At 52.3% G+C, this 19,349-nt stretch carries 12 protein-coding genes and 1 tRNA gene; 1 reads left to right on the top strand and 12 read right to left on the bottom strand.

Going from position 1 to position 19,349, the window contains the following annotated elements; translation table 11 throughout:
* Positions 1–5 precede the first annotated feature (5 nt).
* The 12 genes from eda to ACQK2Q_RS03960 all read right to left on the bottom strand — a co-directional run bounded on the left by eda (position 6) and on the right by ACQK2Q_RS03960 (position 18,520).
* On the bottom strand, positions 6–623 hold the full coding sequence (eda, locus tag ACQK2Q_RS04015) for a bifunctional 4-hydroxy-2-oxoglutarate aldolase/2-dehydro-3-deoxy-phosphogluconate aldolase (RefSeq protein WP_425408459.1): 618 nt from the start codon (positions 621–623) through the stop codon (positions 6–8).
* The gene (locus ACQK2Q_RS04010; protein WP_425408458.1) at positions 613–1,593 is read right to left on the bottom strand and encodes a sugar kinase; all 981 of its coding nucleotides are present in this window, start codon (positions 1,591–1,593) and stop codon (positions 613–615) included. The genes eda and ACQK2Q_RS04010 overlap by 11 nt, the downstream gene beginning before the upstream one ends.
* A gap of 91 nt (positions 1,594–1,684) precedes the next feature.
* Positions 1,685–2,566 (bottom strand): NAD(P)-dependent oxidoreductase, encoded by an 882-nt coding sequence (locus tag ACQK2Q_RS04005; RefSeq protein WP_425408457.1) that lies wholly within the window; start codon positions 2,564–2,566, stop codon positions 1,685–1,687.
* A 22-nt stretch (positions 2,567–2,588) separates the two neighbouring features.
* A complete protein-coding gene (locus ACQK2Q_RS04000; protein ID WP_425408456.1) occupies positions 2,589–3,899 on the bottom strand; it encodes an MFS transporter in 1,311 nt (436 codons plus the stop codon).
* Positions 3,893–4,288, bottom strand: a complete 396-nt coding sequence (locus ACQK2Q_RS03995; protein WP_425408455.1) for a cupin domain-containing protein — start codon at positions 4,286–4,288, stop codon at positions 3,893–3,895. Before ACQK2Q_RS03995 ends, ACQK2Q_RS04000 begins: the two co-directional genes overlap by 7 nt.
* A gap of 2 nt (positions 4,289–4,290) precedes the next feature.
* A complete protein-coding gene (locus tag ACQK2Q_RS03990; protein ID WP_425408454.1) occupies positions 4,291–6,471 on the bottom strand; it encodes a heparinase II/III domain-containing protein in 2,181 nt (726 codons plus the stop codon).
* Positions 6,472–6,506: 35 nt separating this feature from the next.
* Positions 6,507–8,783, bottom strand: a complete 2,277-nt coding sequence (locus ACQK2Q_RS03985; RefSeq protein WP_425408453.1) for a chondroitinase-B domain-containing protein — start codon at positions 8,781–8,783, stop codon at positions 6,507–6,509.
* A gap of 150 nt (positions 8,784–8,933) precedes the next feature.
* Positions 8,934–9,686, bottom strand: a complete 753-nt coding sequence (locus ACQK2Q_RS03980) for a FadR/GntR family transcriptional regulator (protein ID WP_425408452.1) — start codon at positions 9,684–9,686, stop codon at positions 8,934–8,936.
* A 220-nt stretch (positions 9,687–9,906) separates the two neighbouring features.
* On the bottom strand, positions 9,907–12,801 hold the full coding sequence (locus ACQK2Q_RS03975; protein WP_425411116.1) for a TonB-dependent receptor: 2,895 nt from the start codon (positions 12,799–12,801) through the stop codon (positions 9,907–9,909).
* Between the two features lie 371 nt (positions 12,802–13,172).
* The gene (locus tag ACQK2Q_RS03970) at positions 13,173–16,454 is read right to left on the bottom strand and encodes a TonB-dependent receptor (RefSeq protein ID WP_425408451.1); all 3,282 of its coding nucleotides are present in this window, start codon (positions 16,452–16,454) and stop codon (positions 13,173–13,175) included.
* A 514-nt stretch (positions 16,455–16,968) separates the two neighbouring features.
* Positions 16,969–17,055, bottom strand: a tRNA-Leu gene (locus ACQK2Q_RS03965).
* A gap of 268 nt (positions 17,056–17,323) precedes the next feature.
* Complete coding sequence (locus tag ACQK2Q_RS03960; protein WP_425408450.1) at positions 17,324–18,520, bottom strand: LysR family transcriptional regulator; 1,197 nt, start codon at positions 18,518–18,520, stop codon at positions 17,324–17,326.
* A 132-nt stretch (positions 18,521–18,652) separates the two neighbouring features.
* On the opposite strand from ACQK2Q_RS03960, the gene ACQK2Q_RS03955 reads away from it, so the two are divergent.
* Entirely contained in the window at positions 18,653–19,348 is a 696-nt protein-coding gene (locus ACQK2Q_RS03955; protein ID WP_425408449.1) for a 4-carboxy-4-hydroxy-2-oxoadipate aldolase/oxaloacetate decarboxylase, read from the top strand.
* Position 19,349: the final 1 nt, after the last annotated feature.

Below are 19,349 nucleotides of genomic sequence, written 5' to 3'. Positions count from 1 at the left end.
CTCGGTTAGAATTGCGCCGCTCGCCTGGCGTTGGTCATGACTGTATCCCACTCGCCATTCTCGATCATGGATTTTGTCGCGACCCAGGTTCCGCCGACACAGGCGACATTTGGCAGCGACAAATATTTCGGCGCGCGCTCGGGACTGACGCCGCCTGTCGGACAGAACGCAATATCGGGAAGCGGACCGGAGAGTGATTTCAGGTAATCAACACCCCCGGCGGGTTCGGCTGGAAAGAATTTCAGCGAGCGAAACCCGGCATCCGCCGCCGCCATGGCTTCGCTGGCTGTGGCGACGCCCGGCAAGGCCGGGGCGCCAGAACGCCCGAGCGCCTCCAGCAGCGCCGGCGTCGCGCCGGGGCTTACCAGAAATGAAGCGCCGCCCTCCAGCGATCGCTCAATGTCGCGCTCGGTTCGCACCGTTCCCATACCCACTATCAGTTCGGGCGCGGTCTCTTTCATGGCTGCGAGCGCCTCAAGCGCGCAAGGCGTTCGCAGGGTAAGTTCAATCACGCGTATGTTAGCCTGAAAAAATATTTCAGCCAGTTTCGCAGCGCGTTCCAGTTTCGTAATTTCAATTACGGGAATAATCGTCGCTACACGGAAAATATCACTAATTCGCATATTCTAACTCGCTTGAAAGTATCGGATCTTGTCGCATTTTTGCTTCCAGTTCCCGCCGGGCTATAATAGCGCCGCGCGACGAAACAACGATGCGCGCCACTCTTGCGGACAGCGCCGTCGCTTCGGCCGGGGTTTTCCCTCGCAAACGGAAAGCGAGATAGGCCCCTGCGAAAGAGTCACCCGCCGCCGTGGTGTCAACGACTTTTGCTGCTGGATTGAAAGGGATGTGAAATCGCTCGCCATTGCTGGCGCCAAAGACGCCGCGTTCGCCCGCCTTCAAAATCGCTTCCTTGACGCCAATGCGTTCAAGTTCGCCAAGCTCGGACGCCTCTGAGCCCCAACCAAACAGGCTCGCCTCCTCATCCGCGCCGGTCAGAACAATGTCTGAGAGGCCATAAGCCTTCATCGTATTTTCGGCGGCGGCGGCATGCGACTCCCAAAGGGCTGGCCGGAAGTTCGGATCGAAAGCGATAACTACGCCTTTCGCCTTTGCTTTTTTGACAAAATCGAAGAGCACGCTTCGGCGTTCCTCATTGAGAATTGCGAGCGTAATGCCGGAATAGTAAATATAGTCGCCTTCCTGCAGAACATCACCATCAATGTGCTTGAGCGATACCGTCAATTCCCGCGCCGCCGATCGGCTCCGCCAATATGAAAAACAGCGCTCGCCGGCATCATCTGTATCAATAACATAAAGTCCCGGCGCTTTGCCGGGCAGAATGGCGACGTATTTTGTAAAAAGACCTTCCTCGCGCCACGCTGACAACATCGCAGCGGAAATCGTATCGTCGCCGACGGCGCTGACAAACTCTACAGCACACCCCTCCGGCGCCAGACGGTTCAAATAGACCGCCGTATTAAATACGTCGCCGGCGAACGAGCGGCGATATTCTTCAGCGCCCGCACACGAAAACTCTACCATGCACTCGCCGAGTGCGTAGATGGTATTGTTATGTTTTCGATCGTTCATATAGGTCTTATTCGTCGTCCCGCGTCTCTCAGGGAGTAGCCAGAAAGAGGCGCCTATATTGCGTCAGTAGCTAAGCTTTTGCATCGTCGCTCTATTCCTCGAGCTTGAGGAAGTAATCAAATATTTCGGGAACGTTGCCTGCGCCCATGCCCGCGTCGACAGCGGCCTGCAGATTGGTTGACGTCCCCTCGGCGATCAATGCGCGCGTATCAAGATCCTCGACCATTTTTACAAAATAACCCAGATCCTTGTTGGCGTTAGCGATAGAGAACCCCAGATCGCTCACGCCGTCCACCGCATAGTTTTTGCAAAATTGCATAAAGGGCGAACTGGAAGGCCCGCTCGACATGATGTCGAAAAGCTGCTGTCGATCGACGCCGGCGCGTGTCGCCACAGCGAAAGCCTGGCTCATGGCGCAAACAGTTGTCATGCCCATGAAATTGTTGATCAGCTTGGTTGTATGACCGGCGCCAAGCTCACCGAGGTAAAACACGTTTTCGCCCAGTACATCGATAACCGGCTTTACCTTGTCAAAGGTCTCTTTATCGCCGGCGGCCATAATATTGAGCAGCCCGTCCTTGGCATGCGCAGGCGTGCGCCCGAGCGGCGCATCAATCATGCCGGCGCCTTTCTTGGCGAGATCTGCGCCGATCTTGCGGGTGGAGGCCGGGATTGAAGTGCCGAAATCTATCAGTACAGCCCCTTCCTTGATTCCCGCGAGAATTCCGTCATCACCATAAACAACCTTTTCAACTACAGCAGATGTGGTGAGTGCGAGCATTACGATATCGCATGCCTCAGCGAGCTCTTTTGCGGACGACGCTTCGCTAGCGTCGCCGCGTTCAAGCACCGTCGCAACCGCATCCTTGTTAAGGTCCATTACAATGAGCTTGAAGCCGTTTTTCTGCAGGCATTCCACCATATTGCCGCCCATGAGGCCGAGGCCGATGAAACCGATTACAGGTTTTGTCATAGTTACGTCCTTGTCTAAATTGTTATGCAACAGTGCGTGGCTTGAGCGGTTGAATGCGGCCGCAGAGCACCCAGACACTGAAAATTGCGGTTAGCGCGAGTGCCGCGCCAACGATAAATACAGGCGTGTAGTTGGCGCCCATGGTCAGCCACGGAACAAGAAAAGTGAGCGCCGCCGCCGTCAGCTTCGCCGCCATTCCAGCGAAACCTGACAGGGTGCCGACCGTTTTTCCGCCATAAAAATCACTAGGCAGTGTTTGCACATTGCCGATGGCTGTTTGAAATCCGAACAAGATGATAAACATCAGCGTTAACGCCATGACCGGCGTTACAGCGACCGCCATCGTCAGCAATGCCGGGAGCATGATCAAACAGCCCAAGGTGATTGTGAATTTGCGCGTTCTGTCGACGCTCCATCCTGCTTTGAGGCGGTTCTGCGCAAGCAATCCGCCAAACCAGGCGCCGAACATAGCTCCTACAAACGGAAGCCATCCTGAAGCCGCAAGACTTTTGATATTGAACCCGTGGACTTCAAAAAGATATGTCGGAATCCAGATGATGAACAACCACCAGATCGGGTCAATGGCGGCGGAGGCGATGATAACGCCCCAGCTTTGCTTACGGCTCAGAAGTTCCGCGGTTGACGGATTGTACCCGCCGTCCGGATTACCGTCTTCGTTCAAATCCTCGTTGGCCTGACCGCTCAGGATATAATGGCGCTCTTCTTCTGAAAGCCACGAGTGATATTTCGGCGGAGCCTTGACGATAATCCACCACGGAACCAGCCAGATGAGCCCCACCAGTCCTACACAGATGAATATGACTTTCCAGTCCAGAAATATCGCCAGATAACTGATCAGCGGAATGGAAATAATGCCGCCGATCGCGGCGCCTGAGTTAAAAATTCCCTGCGCCAGCGCACGCTCTTTTATCGGGAACCATTCGGCGTTGGCCTTCGTTGCGCCAGGCCAGTTACCAGCCTCGGCGACGCCCAGAATCGACCGGAAAATGCTGAAACTTAAGACGCCTTGCGCAAAAGCGTGCGCCGCTGTCGCCAGCGACCAGACGCCTATTGACAAAACAAAACCTAACCGCGTGCCAATCCAGTCGAAAATTTTTCCGAAGATCGCCTGCCCGAATGCATAGGAGAAAATGAACGCAACCGAAATTGTGCCCAATATTTGTTTGTGCCCATCCGGTCCGAGGTCCGGCCATAGTTCCGGCGCAATATGTTGCGGCCACAATACGTTGATTGTTTGCCGATCAATATAGTTGATGATTGTCGCCAGAGCGACGAGGCTGACAACAGCCCATCTGAGGCGTCCCTTCACCATGATCGTTCACTTTCGCCTAGAAAGTCCTCGCGCACCGGCGAGAACATATCAATGAGTACGCCCGTTTCCGTGCAAACGGCGCCGTGCATCGTATCCGGGGCTACATAAAAGCTGTCGCCAGCGATGAGCGTCTTCGTTACATCGCCGACCGTCACTTCAAACTTTCCGGATTCGACATACGCCACCTGACTGTGCGGATGTTTGTGAAGCTGACCAACAGCGCCTTTTTCAAACCAAACGCGCACCGCCATGATCTCATCATTATAGCCAAGAAGCTGACGCTTCATGCCGGGATCGATGGCTTCAACTGGCGATTGTGACTTGAACACGAAAGCAAGGCTTTCTCGAACGGGTTCGCCTTCCGCTTCTTTCTTATTTTCATTGCGCATTGCTACTTCCCTTCATCCATGTGCTTTTGTGAGTGGAAAAGTTTGTAGGGGCCGGTCCAGGTAAACTCTTGTCCGTCGACCGATATTGTGTGGACAGCGCCGGCCTCGCTATTATCGGCGACCCCGAGCCCGATCTGCTGACCGTCCCGGGTTTCAATCACCACGAATTCAGCGGCGCCAGACCCAACATGAGTGACAGATTTAACGCTGGAATGACTATCTGAAGTGTATTCTACGGTGGGATTATACTCGCCATGCGGTTCGATGACCGAGGCAAATGATGCGCCGCCGTCCCCCCGGGCGCGGTAGATGAACGCCGCCTCACGGCGCAAATTAAAGTTCGGATCATTTGCGCCGATTTCAGCAATAACAACTTTTGTATTATCGGGAACAGACGAGGTTACAGAATAAAATCGTCTGTCCAATAACCAGGTCAGTTGCGTATTCCCATTTACGGCCGCACTTTCGGCGACGCGCCAGAGGTGCTGGTAGCCGTTGTCAGAACCAAGCGGCGTTCGCGAGACGGGCTCGGCGGAGATTTCAAAATTCGTTTCAACCATCTGACCGTTAAAATAAAACGGCAGATCGTACTGATGCGCCTGATCAGAACGCGCCTCGACCAGATCAACAATAATCGGCTGTGCAAATGCAGCGTCACTAATCATCGCAACGGTGCGGCCGATACGTACGCCCTCATACGCTGTTTCGATCTCAGCGGAAGTGATCTGCAAATTATCCGAAATGATAAATGGTCCGACATTTGGAGCGAATTTATTTCCGGTATCAGTGCTTCCGTTAAAATGGCTTGTCTCGTCCACGACCAAAGCATTGTGCGCAATGGTCTGCTTGGCGAAGCTGTTGTTCTCCGGAAGATAATGACCGCCAAACTTCGCTTCGACGTTCAGGAACCTCGCCGCGCCATAATCGCGGAGGATTTCATGGCCCGCATCATAAACCAGCAGTCCGAGCTTATCGAAATGCCCATGCCCAAGCCCTTGCGATGTATTCTTCACCACAACCGCCAAATCATCGGGATCGTTAGAGGCGCGCAAAATATCGAGCGCGCCCTGATCGCCGGCGGCCCCGTCGCGAAGCCGCATGGGCGTATAATCGAAAGGCTCGGCCTCGCCGCGCGCCAGCGCATCCGCAAGCTTCTTTCCGCCCTTGGTCGGAACCACCTGCCCTTGCGCTTTGGCGATCGAAAGCAGCCCCGGATCGCCGGTCAGGTCATAAGCGATGGCGACGCCGTATTGTAATTCTGCGGTCGCTATATCTTTGTCTTTGATTGCGTCGTTTATCGGGAAAAACAGCCCGCCGTAATTTTGCTGGATTGTCGCATAGATCGCTTTTCGCAAAATCCCGTCGCGATAGTTGAATATTTTTCGCTGCGGTTCGTTTTGCTCAATGGCTTGTCCGAAAAGTACGAACGGCATCAAAGCGTAGCGCTGATAATAGGGGCCTTCATTGTAATAACCATCAGGCGAAAACAATTCGTCCAATTGTTTTAAAAAGCCATAGTCTCCCGACTTGTCCAACCCAAACAGCGCCTTTTCAACAAGCTCCTGATCTTCAATCACATAGCCTGTCATACCAACAGCGGCGGTTGCCCATGTGCCATGATTGTGGATCTTGTTAAACGTCTCCGGCGACCCTTCTGACAGGAATGTCGTTATTTCACGCAAAAGATCGTTTTCAATTTTCTCGCGAGCATCCGACGACAGTGTATTTTTAATGCTGTCATACCCTTGAATGGCGTAAACGAGCCACCAGCTCTCGTTCAGGTTTTGCCAGAAAAGACGACCGGGCGACTGTTCCTTTTGTTCGGGATGCAACGGAAGACCGGGATACATGTCCGCATAGGCAAGCAGGATTTTCTCGGCGAACGCCGCATAGCGATCGTCTCCTGTAAACTCAAACAGTTTTCCAGCTTCGTAAATCGTCTTTGCATTTGTTTTATGCTGTTCATGCGTGTAACCGCCGCCAGCGTCTTTAGGGACCGGCACGACAATCGGCACAGTGATTTGAGCGTCGATTTTTGTCGCCAGCGCATCAAGCGTATCTGCAAATGAGATAGATTGATTCTCCGGGTTCGCCGTAGCTGTTCTCGACTGACTCGCCTGCGTTTCAGTTACGCCGTTCTGCATCGATGCATCATCCGCTTGCTGACATGACGCTATCGCCATGGCCAATCCGCACATCAATATGAGAGAATTTAATGTCACCGGTTTTTGACCTTGTTGTTTTCAATCTCCGCCGTCGGTTTCAGACCGCTGTTGAGCTCGTTGTTTTCTGGAAGCGGCGTGTTGATAAATGCGTTGTCATGGATCCGCGTTTTGGGTTCGCCAACAGTGTGATTGATGAGGAACGGCTCGCTGTCTTCAATGGTGTTGCCGTAAATTTCCGTGACCTGAACGCCATGGAGATGAATTGACGTTTTTGATTTGTTTCGGTTCCCGCCGCCCACATTCGACAAACGCGAATCCTTGAGCTCGAAATGCGGTCCGAAAGTGCTTTCATCCGTGCCGCCGCGATAAAAGTCTACCAACGCGCCCTGTATATTCTCAAAAGTCGAGTTTGAAATCGTCAGATATTCTGCGTTGTAGATTCCATAATCATCGATTTCCTTGTCGAGTTTCAATACTGCGCCGGTGACGTCTTTGACGCTTGAGTCCTTGATCAGAATATTGTCCGCGAACGTGCCCTTGGCGGCTGAAATGATATTGAAGGAATGGTTCACATCCATGTTCGTGAAGTGCGTATCGATAATTTCCAGCCTGTAATTCTCCAGCATCGAATAAGGACTGGTGCGAATGACGGCGTTGCCTGCATTATCCGGCGCTTTGCCGCCGGAGATGTTGACGCGCGACAGCCTGAGGCTGCCCCCGTCAAGAATTTCAAAGAGCGCGGAGCGTTCGAAGGTTATATCAACCTTCCCCCTTCCCTTGATTGATATTGGTTTGTTGATTTTGAGAAATTTGCTGACAACGTATTCTCCCGGCTGCAACACTATCGTATCGCCGGGCTCAGCTTCGCTGACAGCCTCGAAAAGCGCGTTTTGTTGCGGCGATACCTCTATTGTCCGGCCCGATTCGAACTCGACGATGGGTTCTGACTTTGGATACCAGGAGACGCCTGTCTCTTCCTTCGTCACGACGACAAGATCGCGCGGCGCGCCGGCGTCGATATCCTTTGCCGGATACAACAATCCATTGCCCGCGCGCTCAAGCGCAATCTCTTCAAGCCGAAAACCTTCGGCGAAATCCGGCGGATTCATGGGCGCAATCACGTTTTCGGAAAACGTGATTCCCGAAACATCGTCATAGACGGTGAATACATTTTCGCCGCTTTCATGATAGATCAGATTGCTGGAAAACTCGCTGTCAACGGGAACAGCGCTACGCTCTGCATCGCTTCCCGCGGCCAGTTGTATGTTATCGCTGTTAATCAGACTGTTATTTGTTATTCTTGCGTCCTTGACCTGATGATATCTGTTGATAGGCGAATTGGGTACGCCGTTCATGACCACAAACGCGCCGCCAAACCGCGTTCCCTTCAAGCCTTCCATATAATTATTGCGTATTACCTGCCCCGCATTGATGACGCGAATGCCGCCTGTGTGATCCACATCTTCGCCGAAGAAGACATTTCCCTCTACAAGATTGTCATTCCCATGCCGCATCGTCAGCGTGCCGCGGGATTTATAAAAAGTGTTATTGCGGAACGTGTTCTTTCCAGATTTGTTCGAGATAATTTCAAGTTCGCCATCGGCGCGGTCAAAGTAATTGTTTTCAACGACTGTATAAGAATCAGTCAGCGAATAATGACTCGTACCGATCCGCAACGTCTCACCGCCGTTTGATCCTAAAATTGGCCTTGGTCCGAAATAATTGTGATCAATGCGGTGATGGTTTTCCTGGCTCGCCTCGGTGTTTAACCGGACAGCCATCGTCACTCCCTTATTGCGCTTTCCGACAATGTGATTGTGATCGAACCGATTGTTCTTGCCGTACATCATCACCCAGAAATCGACTTCCTGCCGTTCAGGCTGATTGTAGTTATCTATAACGACTTGAGTGATCCGGGAATTATTGGCGACTGTTTTCGAGTCCACGCGAAAAGATATGACTTCGCTTGTAGGCGTGTATCCATTTTTGAAAACCAGTCCCGAGACTTCCAGATGTTCACCTGCGATTCGTAAATTCGACTGGCCGCTGATGATGACTTTTCCAGGTGTTTGCGCAGTCAGGAGAATAGGCGCGCCCTCTTCGCCAACCGCCTGAAAGACGATTTCGAAATCCCGCCATACGCCGTCCGCCAGGATAAGCTTATCGCCTGGCTGCAATCGCTTAAGGGCGTCCTCATACGCACCCTGATCTTTTACAAGATAGTCTTCCGCCAGAACCGGATTTGCGCCGAGCAATGTCGCCGCCAAGGTCAATCCTGCAATCCGCTTCAGCCGGCTTGCGCGCAATAATAATAGGGATTGGCCACCCATTGTTTCTCCCTTCTGATTCTTGTTGCCGCTTTATGCGGTTGTTTTTCAGAACCATACGGGAAGATTCAGGATTGGACAACTGTTTTTGCAGTCCAATTTAAATAAATGGTCAAATTATTTGGTATGTTATAAAATATGCCAATAGCTGCTTTATGAAAGCGCAGGCGCGCCATTGAGAAACCGCTCGCGGCTTTCCTGAGTCCGGCGGCGCGCCTCTTCGATCGCTTGCGCTTCCATCGTGCTTAACATCGCTTCTATGATGCATTTGAAGTGTGTGCGCATGGCTTTACGCGCCCGTTCCGGATCGCGCTTTCGCAAAGCGACGGCAATATCCCGGTGTTCCTTAAGGCGCTTTTCTGGATTTATCTCACAAATCGAATCATACGCCTGTTTGACTTCAGGCTTTTCGTTCCGGATACGCCATAGGCGTTCTATTGTTTCCAGCATCGCATTATTCTTTGTTGCGCGGGCAATGGTGAGGTGAAACTCGCGATCCGCGTCAGCTTCCAGCGGACTATCTGGATCAGTATCCGCGCTCATGCGTTCGACAATTTCATCAAGCCTGTCGAGCTCTTCATTCGTAATCGCCGCCGCCGCCAGCGCCGCAGCCTCGGATTCGATTGCGGAGCGCGCTTCTGTCAATTCGAATGCGCCGACATCGGGCATGGCCTGCCCGTCTTCTCGCAATTTCCGTAAAACATAGACACCGGAACCAACCCGAATGTCCAACAGCCCGATCGCTTCCAGCGCGATCTCGGCTTCGCGCACCGTTACCCGGCTAACACCCAGCTGTTCGGCAAGATCGCGCTCGCCTGGCAAACGGCTTCCCGGCGGAAACGATCCTGACTGAATCAAGTCCTTAATTTGTTCCGCTACAGTATGATATAGCCGTTTTTCACTCATCGAGATCCGCCTGCCTGTCGGTTACGCATATAAAACGTCATGATTCCATGCCTTTGCGTAGACCATATCGATTTTACATACCAATTTCCAGTTGAATTTTCATAAACACAGCCCGGACGCCGACAAGAAAACGGCCCGCCTGCTTCCGTGAGAAAACAAACGGACCATTACGAAGGTTAATCACGATAATCTGGGCGCGAGCAGACCAAGTCAGCGACCTTTAGAACTTGTAGCTTGCGCCAAAAGTTATTCTCCGATCAGGCAAACCCTGGAAACACAGTAGCGCGCCTTCATTGACACAGGACTGGGTAATTTCAGATTTCGTGAGGTTCACCGCTTCAACGCCCACATCCAGATTATTAGTGACAGCGTAATTGATACTGGCGTTCAGCTGTCCTCTAGATTCTGAAACAACCGGGAAACCCAAAGTACTGTTGAGCGTAGCGCCACCCGCAGTATCCAGTGTGCGGAATGCATCACGCCATGTGTAGCGCGCTCTGGCCGAAATACCGTATTTTTCATAATACAGCGTGACGTTGTAAGCATTTTTTGAAAAATCCAGCAAGCCTTGCACGGCCGTGTATGGTCCGGAGCCTCCGGTGCTGGCGTCAAAAATATCAGCGCCTCGGGTCGACGCACTATTGGTAGCTTCGCCGCCGCCAAACTCCTGATAGGTATAGTTTCCTATAAAGCCGAATCCGGAAGCAAAGCCCAATGTATCCTCAAATGCAGAGAGGTCATACTGCAACGCCAGCTCGATGCCTGTTTGCGTTGTTTTTGCAGTGTCGTTGATGACCGTCTGAATAGGCACACACAACCCATTTCCCGGCACGTCGGACAACACATTGCGATCCGGCAGCGGATTGAAAATGCCGCCGCCTTCACACGGAGGGGTGATATCCCTGAAGCCCATCCCGTCCACAGCAACATCTTCCAGCTGGGCGACAAACAAGTTTGTACGGCTCTTATGGAAGAAACCGACGCTTACAACTGATGAAGGCGCGAAATACCAGCCCAGGGAAATATCATACGAGGTCACAGTTTCCGGCGCCAGATTCGGGTTGCCGATGTTTACGGCGTCATTCGGGCCAGTGGGGAAATTTATCGAGAGCGAGAGATCGTTAAAATCCGGACGGTTGATATCTTCGCCCCAACTCGCCCGGAGCACCAGATCATCGGTCAGATCGGCAATAACATTTATTCGCGGCAGCAATTCCGTATAGTCGCCGCTCGCCATTACAGGCGTTGCAACGCCTGCCGCCACGTTGTTGCCGAAGGAATTAATTGTCGTATCAACATAACGCAGACCGACGTTCCCGCGCACTATCCCGATATCAAAATTGGCCTGGGTATAGAAAGCGAAAGTGCTTTCGTCGACGGCAAACGAGCCTTCAGGCACAAATGTGGGATCATCTATTGAACCGGTTGTCGTCGCAAGCGCGGTCTGTAATGCATCCAGTGTTCCTTCTGCATCGGAAAAGGCCCGGTTCGGATCAATAAGAAGGAAGTTGCGGAACGCCAACTCTCTACCGTCAAAGTCACCAAAATTTGAGGGGCCGGGAACGAGAAGATCCGAGAACAGAGCGCCATTAGGGCTTGCCGATATATCACCGGTCCCAAAAGTCGAGCGGACCTGGTCAAAGGCGGTCGATGTTTTGTTAAAGCGGAAGCCAATATCAATAGAAGAAATTAGCGCGTCTATATAGCTGTCATTTGTATCGATAGAGAAGTCAGCACGAAACGCTTTTTCTTCGTTTTCCGTTCTGTTGCGGCCAACAGTGATTGCATCCAGCACAACATTATTGGGATCAAGCAAATCAGAAACCGTCGGCGCAAATGGGGAATCAAAATCGACCCCAAATGTTAATGCGCCGCCCGAAAGGTCGTAAATAAACGGAACGGCGTTATCATTGCTTGTGCCATCGAGTGGCGTCAGCGGGTTGGGGTTGATAAAGTTCAATGTCGTACTGAGGTCCGGGCTGAATGTATCCGACGTTGATATAGACCCTTCCAGGCGCACCGACGCACGGCCAACTTCAAACTCCGTTCCAGCCCTGTAAATCTCGCTGGTGGTGATGCGCGCGCCCACGTCGCTGGAGAAACGCAAATTCGGGTCGTCATCATCGACAGCCAGATTCGGCTGAATGGTCCCCGTTTCCGCCGCATCTATACTGCCGAAGTCGACACCGTCCAGCGTTCCAAAATCAACCGTTTCGAATGTTGAGGGAACATTGTTTAAAAGTAGCGAACTAACCCCAGACGCCTGGATGCGCGAACTATCCTGCCGGCGCTCCTGATCATTGTAGATCGTATCGAAATAAAATTTCAGATTATCGCTCGGAGCCCATTCCAGCGTGCCGGCAATGTTGATGGTTTCATATTCGAAATTTTCGAGTTCCTGATTCAAAAACTGGATGCCGAGAAAAGGAGTGGTCGGCCCGGGATCGCCGCTCGCTGTAACGGCTGCGCCGGCAGGGACCACAACATCCCTGTCAACACGCGGGCGGAATGACGTCGCCTCCTGTTCAGTATAACTTCCGCTGACCACAATGCCGATTTCGCCTGCACCCGTTTCCCAACGATTGCCGAAGCTGCCGGCAAACCGGGGCGAAATGCTGTCTGACAGTTCGCTATATTCGCCTTGCGCCCGGAGAGCGATTAATGGTCCTCTCAAGTCAAGCGGACGAATTGTGCGAAGGTTGACGGTGCCGCCTACTGAACCTTCAATTGTTTTAGCAGTTGGCGCTTTGGTGACTTCAACGGCGGCAATGATAGCGGCGTTTATATCTTCAAAGCTTATACCGCCGCGCCCGGTGCCAGACCCCACCGTCGACACGCCATTGATCTCCACACGGTTGTCATTTGTGCCGCGGATTTGAACTCCGGTGCCGACGCCCGCGGTACGGGTGATTTGAACGCCCGTGATATTCTCAAGAACTTCGGCCAGGTTCTGGTCCGGCAGCTTGCCAATATCCTCAGCCTTGATGACCTCTACAAGGCTCGGCGCAGCGCGCTTTTCATTTAGCGCGCTCGTCAGTGAGCCTCTGATGCCGGAAACAATAATGACGTCTTCGGGCTCGCCGTCCTGAGCGACAGCGCCGCCGGAATACATCATCAAGGTCGGCGCAATCGCCGACGAAAGCAGTACTGCTTTGAAATTGCGGGCAACCTCGCGGCGTCCGCGACGATACGCTTGAGACATGAAATCCCTCCCAGGATATTGTTTGTTTATGTTCTGAGAATGGACCAATTTTTAAAAATTTGTCAATTTAAAAAATAGCCCAAATTACCATAATTGGATTATATTTTTGGTTTAAGATATTCTTTGTTCTTGCATACCAATTTTTGAGCCGCCTCATCTGTCGCGAATAACGCTTCAATTCCCAATAAAAAAACCCGCCAGACCGCGGGAGGACGGTCTGGCGGGGTCTGAAGACGGGCCAGGCGCACCAAGCTCGTCAAATCATATATCTCGCGAAAATCCGGCTAGAATCTTGCCCGCGCGCCAAAGAATATTCTCGGGCCGTAATCATTGACTTCGTAGAGGTCGTCCCGAACGAACGCGAACTGTTCTTTTGGCGCACTGAAGAGGTTAATCGCCTCCGCCGTCAGCCGGACATTATCAGTCAGATAATATGAAGCGCGCGCTTCCCAGACCCCGACGTCGCCAATATAACGCAGACGCGTCCCGTCCGATACGAATGGCTGAAAATAGCTATCGCGATATTTGTAGTTAACCTGAAGATCGAGCTTGCCAATCTGGTAGTAAACCTGCGCCGATAACGTATTTGACGATAGCCCCGGCAATCCGCCCGGCGCGATAATGCCTTCATTGGTCTGAACAATCGAACCATCTAATTGACGCGTGAAGAGATCGCCATAACGGCTATCCTCAAATTCAAAATTTGAATCGACGTAATTGTAGCTGACTTTAGCACCGAGACCGCTCAAGAGGCCGGGAAGATAGCTGAAGCGATGCGCCGCCGTGACCTCTATGCCAAACAAATTACTTGTTTGATCGCTGGTCTGTTGAACGGCGACCGGGAACACCACGTCCTGCCCGTTGAGAACATAAGTCTCATTGGCGATGACGTTTTCAAAGCCGCCCTGGAAGAGCTTGTAGTATGCACTGACGGCAAAGATAGAATCTTCGTTCGGGTACCACTCAAAACCCGCATCGAAATTCCACGACTTCAACGGATCAATAGATGGGTTTCCGCTAGCCGTAATGTTTTGAATGAGGTCTTCCAAAGACGTCGCATCTTCATCTTCACCGATGACGTTAATGCTGCGGCCAAATCCCATATCCGCCGGATCAGGCCGTGACAACGCCCGGAAGACGCCGAAACGCAAGAGCTTGTCATCAGTCAGTTCGACAATCGCCGTCGCGCTCGGCAATACGGTGGTATAATCATGTGACTGGGTAACCGGAATCAGGGAGCCTTCCGAAATCGTAAAGACGCCGTCAGTTTCGGTCACCGTCAACTCGGAGCGATAACCTGTCGCTTCCACCTCTGTCTGAACAACGCGTACGCCAATGTTTCCCGAGACCGGCAAAGCGCCAAGGCTGGTCTCATAGTTGGTCATCGCGTAAAACGCTTTTGTGACTTCCTCTACATCGATGGTCCGGCTGTTCATGACTTCAAGAGCGGGAATCGCGCTGCTCAACATTGTCAGCGGGTCATCGACATCACCCCGGTCAGCAATAGCCAGATTGATTTCATCAAGAATGGAGTTCAAAGCTGAAACGGAAGTATCGGCCACACACGCTGCGTCAAAAGTCGCCCAGGAATTTGTAGAGCTGATTACTGTTCCATCATCCGCGACATTCGTGACGAGGTCGCCCGAACGCTGGCTGCTCAAGAAGTTATCTTCCGGAAACTGTGTCTGACACGCCGAATTCACCGAAGCGATAATATCGACCCAACTGGAGGCGAGACCTGTTCCCATGCCGCCGTCGCCATCGACAACTTGCGTATTGTTGATGTTCAAGTCCGTGTTGTCTTCGATCTCGAAAGAAAAGCGTCCGGCGTTGATGTTGTACGCATCCCCTGAATCAACCCCGCCCGGCAGTTCCAGATAGTCTTGCTGGGCCCACCTCACACCGGCTGTGAAGTTTGTAAAAAAGCCGTTGTCAACCACATAGTCTACGTCAAAGCGTCCCGCCTTGATGGTATTGTCACGAAAGAGATCATTGTCGATGCGAACACGCAGGCGATCAACGTAATTTGAATGGTCATTGACATCAAACACGTCATCAAAAAGCGTGTATTGCGGCACATTGCGGCCATCCGTACGATCATACACGATCACAGGCGACAGATTCGACTGTATACGGAATTCCTTCGCCTGCTCCATCCGTTCAGTATCCGAATAGGAAGCGTCGAGCGATACGGTCAGACGATCGGTTACAGCATAGTCGATATTCAGACCGCCGCCAAAATATCTTTCCACACGCTGAAAGTCACCTCCTTGGACTTCAATCGTATTATCAGTAATTTGATAGAGAACTGCGCCCGTGTCCGTATATTCCAGCGAATCCAACGTTGTCGTCGATCCGCCCGGACCGATATTCAGCGACGTATCGTTGCGGCGGCCGCCATTAAACGTCAGATCATTGCGGAGTTCGGATTGTTTGCGCTCTGACCATTGCACATCAAAATTGATATCAACGCGATCGCTGGGCTGCCATTGAAATCCGCCGAAAATCGCATCGCGCTCATCGCGGGTGTCGTTCTGACGAAAATGCCGCTGAGAAGGCGCGAAAACAAACGGAACGCCGGCGTCAACCGCCACACCGTTGACCAAAGACGTATCTACGCCTTCCACAAGGGAATTACGTCCCGACAAGGCGATATCGAATTCATCGTCGTTGACGTCGTCGCAGTCATCATCGCCTACGTCCGCTGTTTCAGGGTTGTTGGAAAATCCTGTGAAAGTTCCGCCGTTAACAGGGTCTTCATATGCGGCCAATCCATTTGTGATCAGGCAAGCCGGACGTGAGTTGCTTGTGGGACCAGTCTGACGGGCTTCGGCTTCCGGCTGGGAAATATCACTGCGCTGGTACCCGATCGACAACCCAATCTCGCCTGCCGAGCCGACGTCAAATTGGTCTGTATAACTGCCGGTTACGCGATAGCCGATATCCCCCGCTATCGTATCGCTCTGATTGAGCTGATCCGGATTGATGTTGCCTTTTGCCTCGACTTGAAAACGACGCCTGCCGAATTCCAGAGGCTTCAACGTTTCCAGCTGAATTTGCCCGGCAACCCCGCCTTCAAGCTGGCTCGCGTCTTGTGTTTTAAAAACAGCCAGCTTGCTCATCATTTCTGATGGAAACTGCGAAAAGTTTACCGAGCGGTCACCCGATCCATTTGTCGCTGCGCGTCCATTTACAACCGTCGATGACAGATATGGACCAAGCCCGCGAATTGATACTTCTGTCGCGCCGCCATTCTCCCTGTGAGACGCAACACCCGTGACGTTTTCTAACGCCTCGCCAATGGAAAGCGCCGGAAGATCCCCAATTTCTTCCGCCGAAAGACCGTCGACAACCTGCGTGGAATTCCGCTTAAGATTGATAGAATCCTGAACGACTTTCCGGCTTCCTGTAACAACGATGACGTCCTGCGTATCCTCTTGCTGTGCGTAGGCTTGCCCCCCCAGGAGCGTTAAGGCAGGCGCAAGCGCCGACGTCAGCAAGAGCAGACGCCGTCCATTTGATTTCTGTTGGCACACTACCGGCGTCGTAAATTTCGACTGTTTCATTGACCCCTCCCATGGCGTCGACTGTTATTGTTGTTTTAAAGATCTACCAATGCTGAAGCACCTGTCAATAAGTTATTTATGCCACTTTTGTATAATTGGTATGTTTGATGGTATTTATATGGAGGGCCAGATAAGAAACAGCTAAATATTTCGCATGAGAAACAATAGCTTGCACCAAAGCAAGATTGATTGCGCATCAGCCGAAACCAACGTAAATTTTTTTAATTCTTTTACGTCAGCAATATGCCTGAATGGATGCTTCTCGATAAATTTCCGCCGCATGAATTCGAAACTGGTATAGAAACCCGGCCATAAATGAATATTGTTTTTTAAAAACCGGGCCGGTTTTATATCGCACGCGCGGCAGCAAATCACACAGGGTAAGGATAACTAGGCGTTTGCACAGCTGCATGGGTGTTGAGAACAGCTACTGATACAATTTCGTTTTGAATAGAAGCTTGTATTTTGAGGTCGAAGGTAAGTTCCGCATTCCGCGGTTCCCACCCTCATCTTGTGGTGCGGACGGGGGGACTTGAACCCCCACGGGATTACTCCCGACAGATTTTAAGTCTGTTGCGTCTACCGGTTCCGCCACGTCCGCAATACCGGCGCAATTAACAGGCGGTTTCAATGCTTTGCAACCCGCAATGCCGGTCTTCTGGTTATTTATGCCAGATCACGGCCAGTGGCGCGAGCCTGCGGCGGCCGGCGGTCAGGTCCAGTGAACCAAGCCGATGAAATGCCGACGAATCGAAGACGCCAGCTGTGATTTGGCCGGTCTGAAATCCATGCTGATCGCGCAACGATATAAGCGATCGCTTCTTATAATCCCGGTTTGCGGGAGAGCGTCTGAACCACGCTGTTCGATTTCATTTCATGCGTGCGTTTTTTTTCAGCAAAGTGAGAAAACGGTGTTGAATCTCGGTCGGCTCCCACGATTGTCTTTTGGTAAGACCAATCGATCGCACCCTCGCCGGCCCGGGCGCAGTCTTTGCCACAAGCATACCGGCTTTTTTTTCATACCTGATTTGTGCGTCAGAGAGCAGCGCCAATCGATTTGAATTCATCAATATAACGCGGACTGCGCCCAGTGAGTTGCACTCAATCAAGTCTTCCGGCGGCTCTTCAGGAGCAAAGAGAGACTCAAAATGCCGGCGCAATGGCGACTCAGCCCTTGGCGCGACCCACGCAAATTTGCGCAGAGAGGATTTGGTCAAACGCCCGCCCTGCGCCAGCGGATGAGCGGCTCGCATAACCAAGGCAAGTTGATCAGCGAAAACTTCTTCCTGCACGATATTCGGGAAGGCCAAATCTTCTCGCAAGGCGCCCACTAATATATCAATATCACCGCGCCGAAGGCCGGCCAGAAGATCGTCATAGGCGCCTTCTATGATCGTAAACCTGTGATCTGGATAATCGCGGCTGAACATTTCGACAGACGCCGGAACGAGATGGGTTCGCGCCAGCGGCATTGCGCCTATAACAGTGGAGCCGGACCCCTTCCCCTTTTTTGCATCGATTTCCGCTCGCGCCTGGCTAATTTCCGAGAATGCAAGAGCTGCGGCCCGTGCGATTCTCTCGGCTTTCCGATTAGGCCTCACGCCGAAGCTGGTGGATTCGAAAAGCTCAATCTCAAGCGTGCGTTCAAGATCGCGCGCAGCGCGATGGAGGGACGGCGCGGATATATCCACTGAACGCGCCGCAGCGGCAAACCCCTGATAGCGCGCGACAGCGACAAGCGCTTGAAGTCGCGAGGCGGAAATCGTCCGGACAATCTGCATCACTCGCCGGTTTGGGATATTTGCAGCATCACGAAGACTTTCAGACAGGAAAGCATAAGCGCGTTCAGCCCTGACAGCTACGATCTCTCCGAACGGCGTGGGATGGACGCGGGTTGCATCCCGGCTGGCGAGGCTAGCTTCGAAATATGTTTCAAGACGCGCTACCGCTTGACTGACGGCGGACTGTGTTAGCTGAAGCTGTATGGCGGCGCGCGAGAGATTTTGCGTCTGCAACACAATTAAAAATACCTGTAAATGCCATAAATTCGGCCATTGCGCCTTCATGCGCCGCTCCAGCATGGTTTCAGTCTATATTACTGCATTAGCGTTTCCTTATAATACGTGCAAATTTCTAATTTCATCATAACGGTCCAATTGCCGATACTGGAAAAAATCTTATGGGAGCGCTGGAAACTAATGGCAGTCGTCGTAACCAATATCGCGCGGCCTGAGAGAAAGATCGTCGACGCCTATTTAAAGGGTAAATATGGCGTCGCGACCGTACATGAAGCGCAAGATCGCAAGGGCCTGCTCGGTCCGCAAATCCGTCCCGTTTATTCCGGCGCCTATCTCGCCGGTCCGGCGATAACGATTTCTGCGCCGCCTTGCGACAACTGGATGATTCATGTGGCGGTTGAACAATGCCAGCCGGGCGATGTTCTGGTGCTGGCGCCAACTTCCGACTCTGACGCCGGATATTTCGGCGACCTGCTCGCAACGTCTTTAAAAGCGCGCGGCGTCAAAGGACTGATCATCAACGCCGGCGTGCGCGACACAAAAGATCTTACGGCAATGGGGTTTCCGGTCTGGTCAAAATGCGTTTTCAGCCAGGGCACGGTCAAGGAAACGCTGGGCGACGTTAATGTGCCCGTCATTTGCGCCGGCCAGCTCGTCAAACCAGGCGACCTCGTCATCGCTGATGATGACGGCGTCGTAATTGTGGCGCGTGAGGACGCCGCTGACGTCCTAAAAAAATCGCAGGATCGCGAGGCGAATGAAGAAACGAAACGCCAGCGGCTGGCCAATGGCGAACTCGGCCTCGACATTTACAAGATGCGCGAGCGGCTGGCCGAAAAGGGCCTTAAATATATCGATCAGAAGGACTTCAAATAGG

The organism is Hyphococcus sp. (assembly GCF_965228385.1).
In the GTDB taxonomy this organism is placed as follows: Bacteria; Pseudomonadota; Alphaproteobacteria; order Caulobacterales; family Parvularculaceae; genus Hyphococcus.
This window is presented reverse-complemented; position numbering and strand designations above follow the sequence as displayed.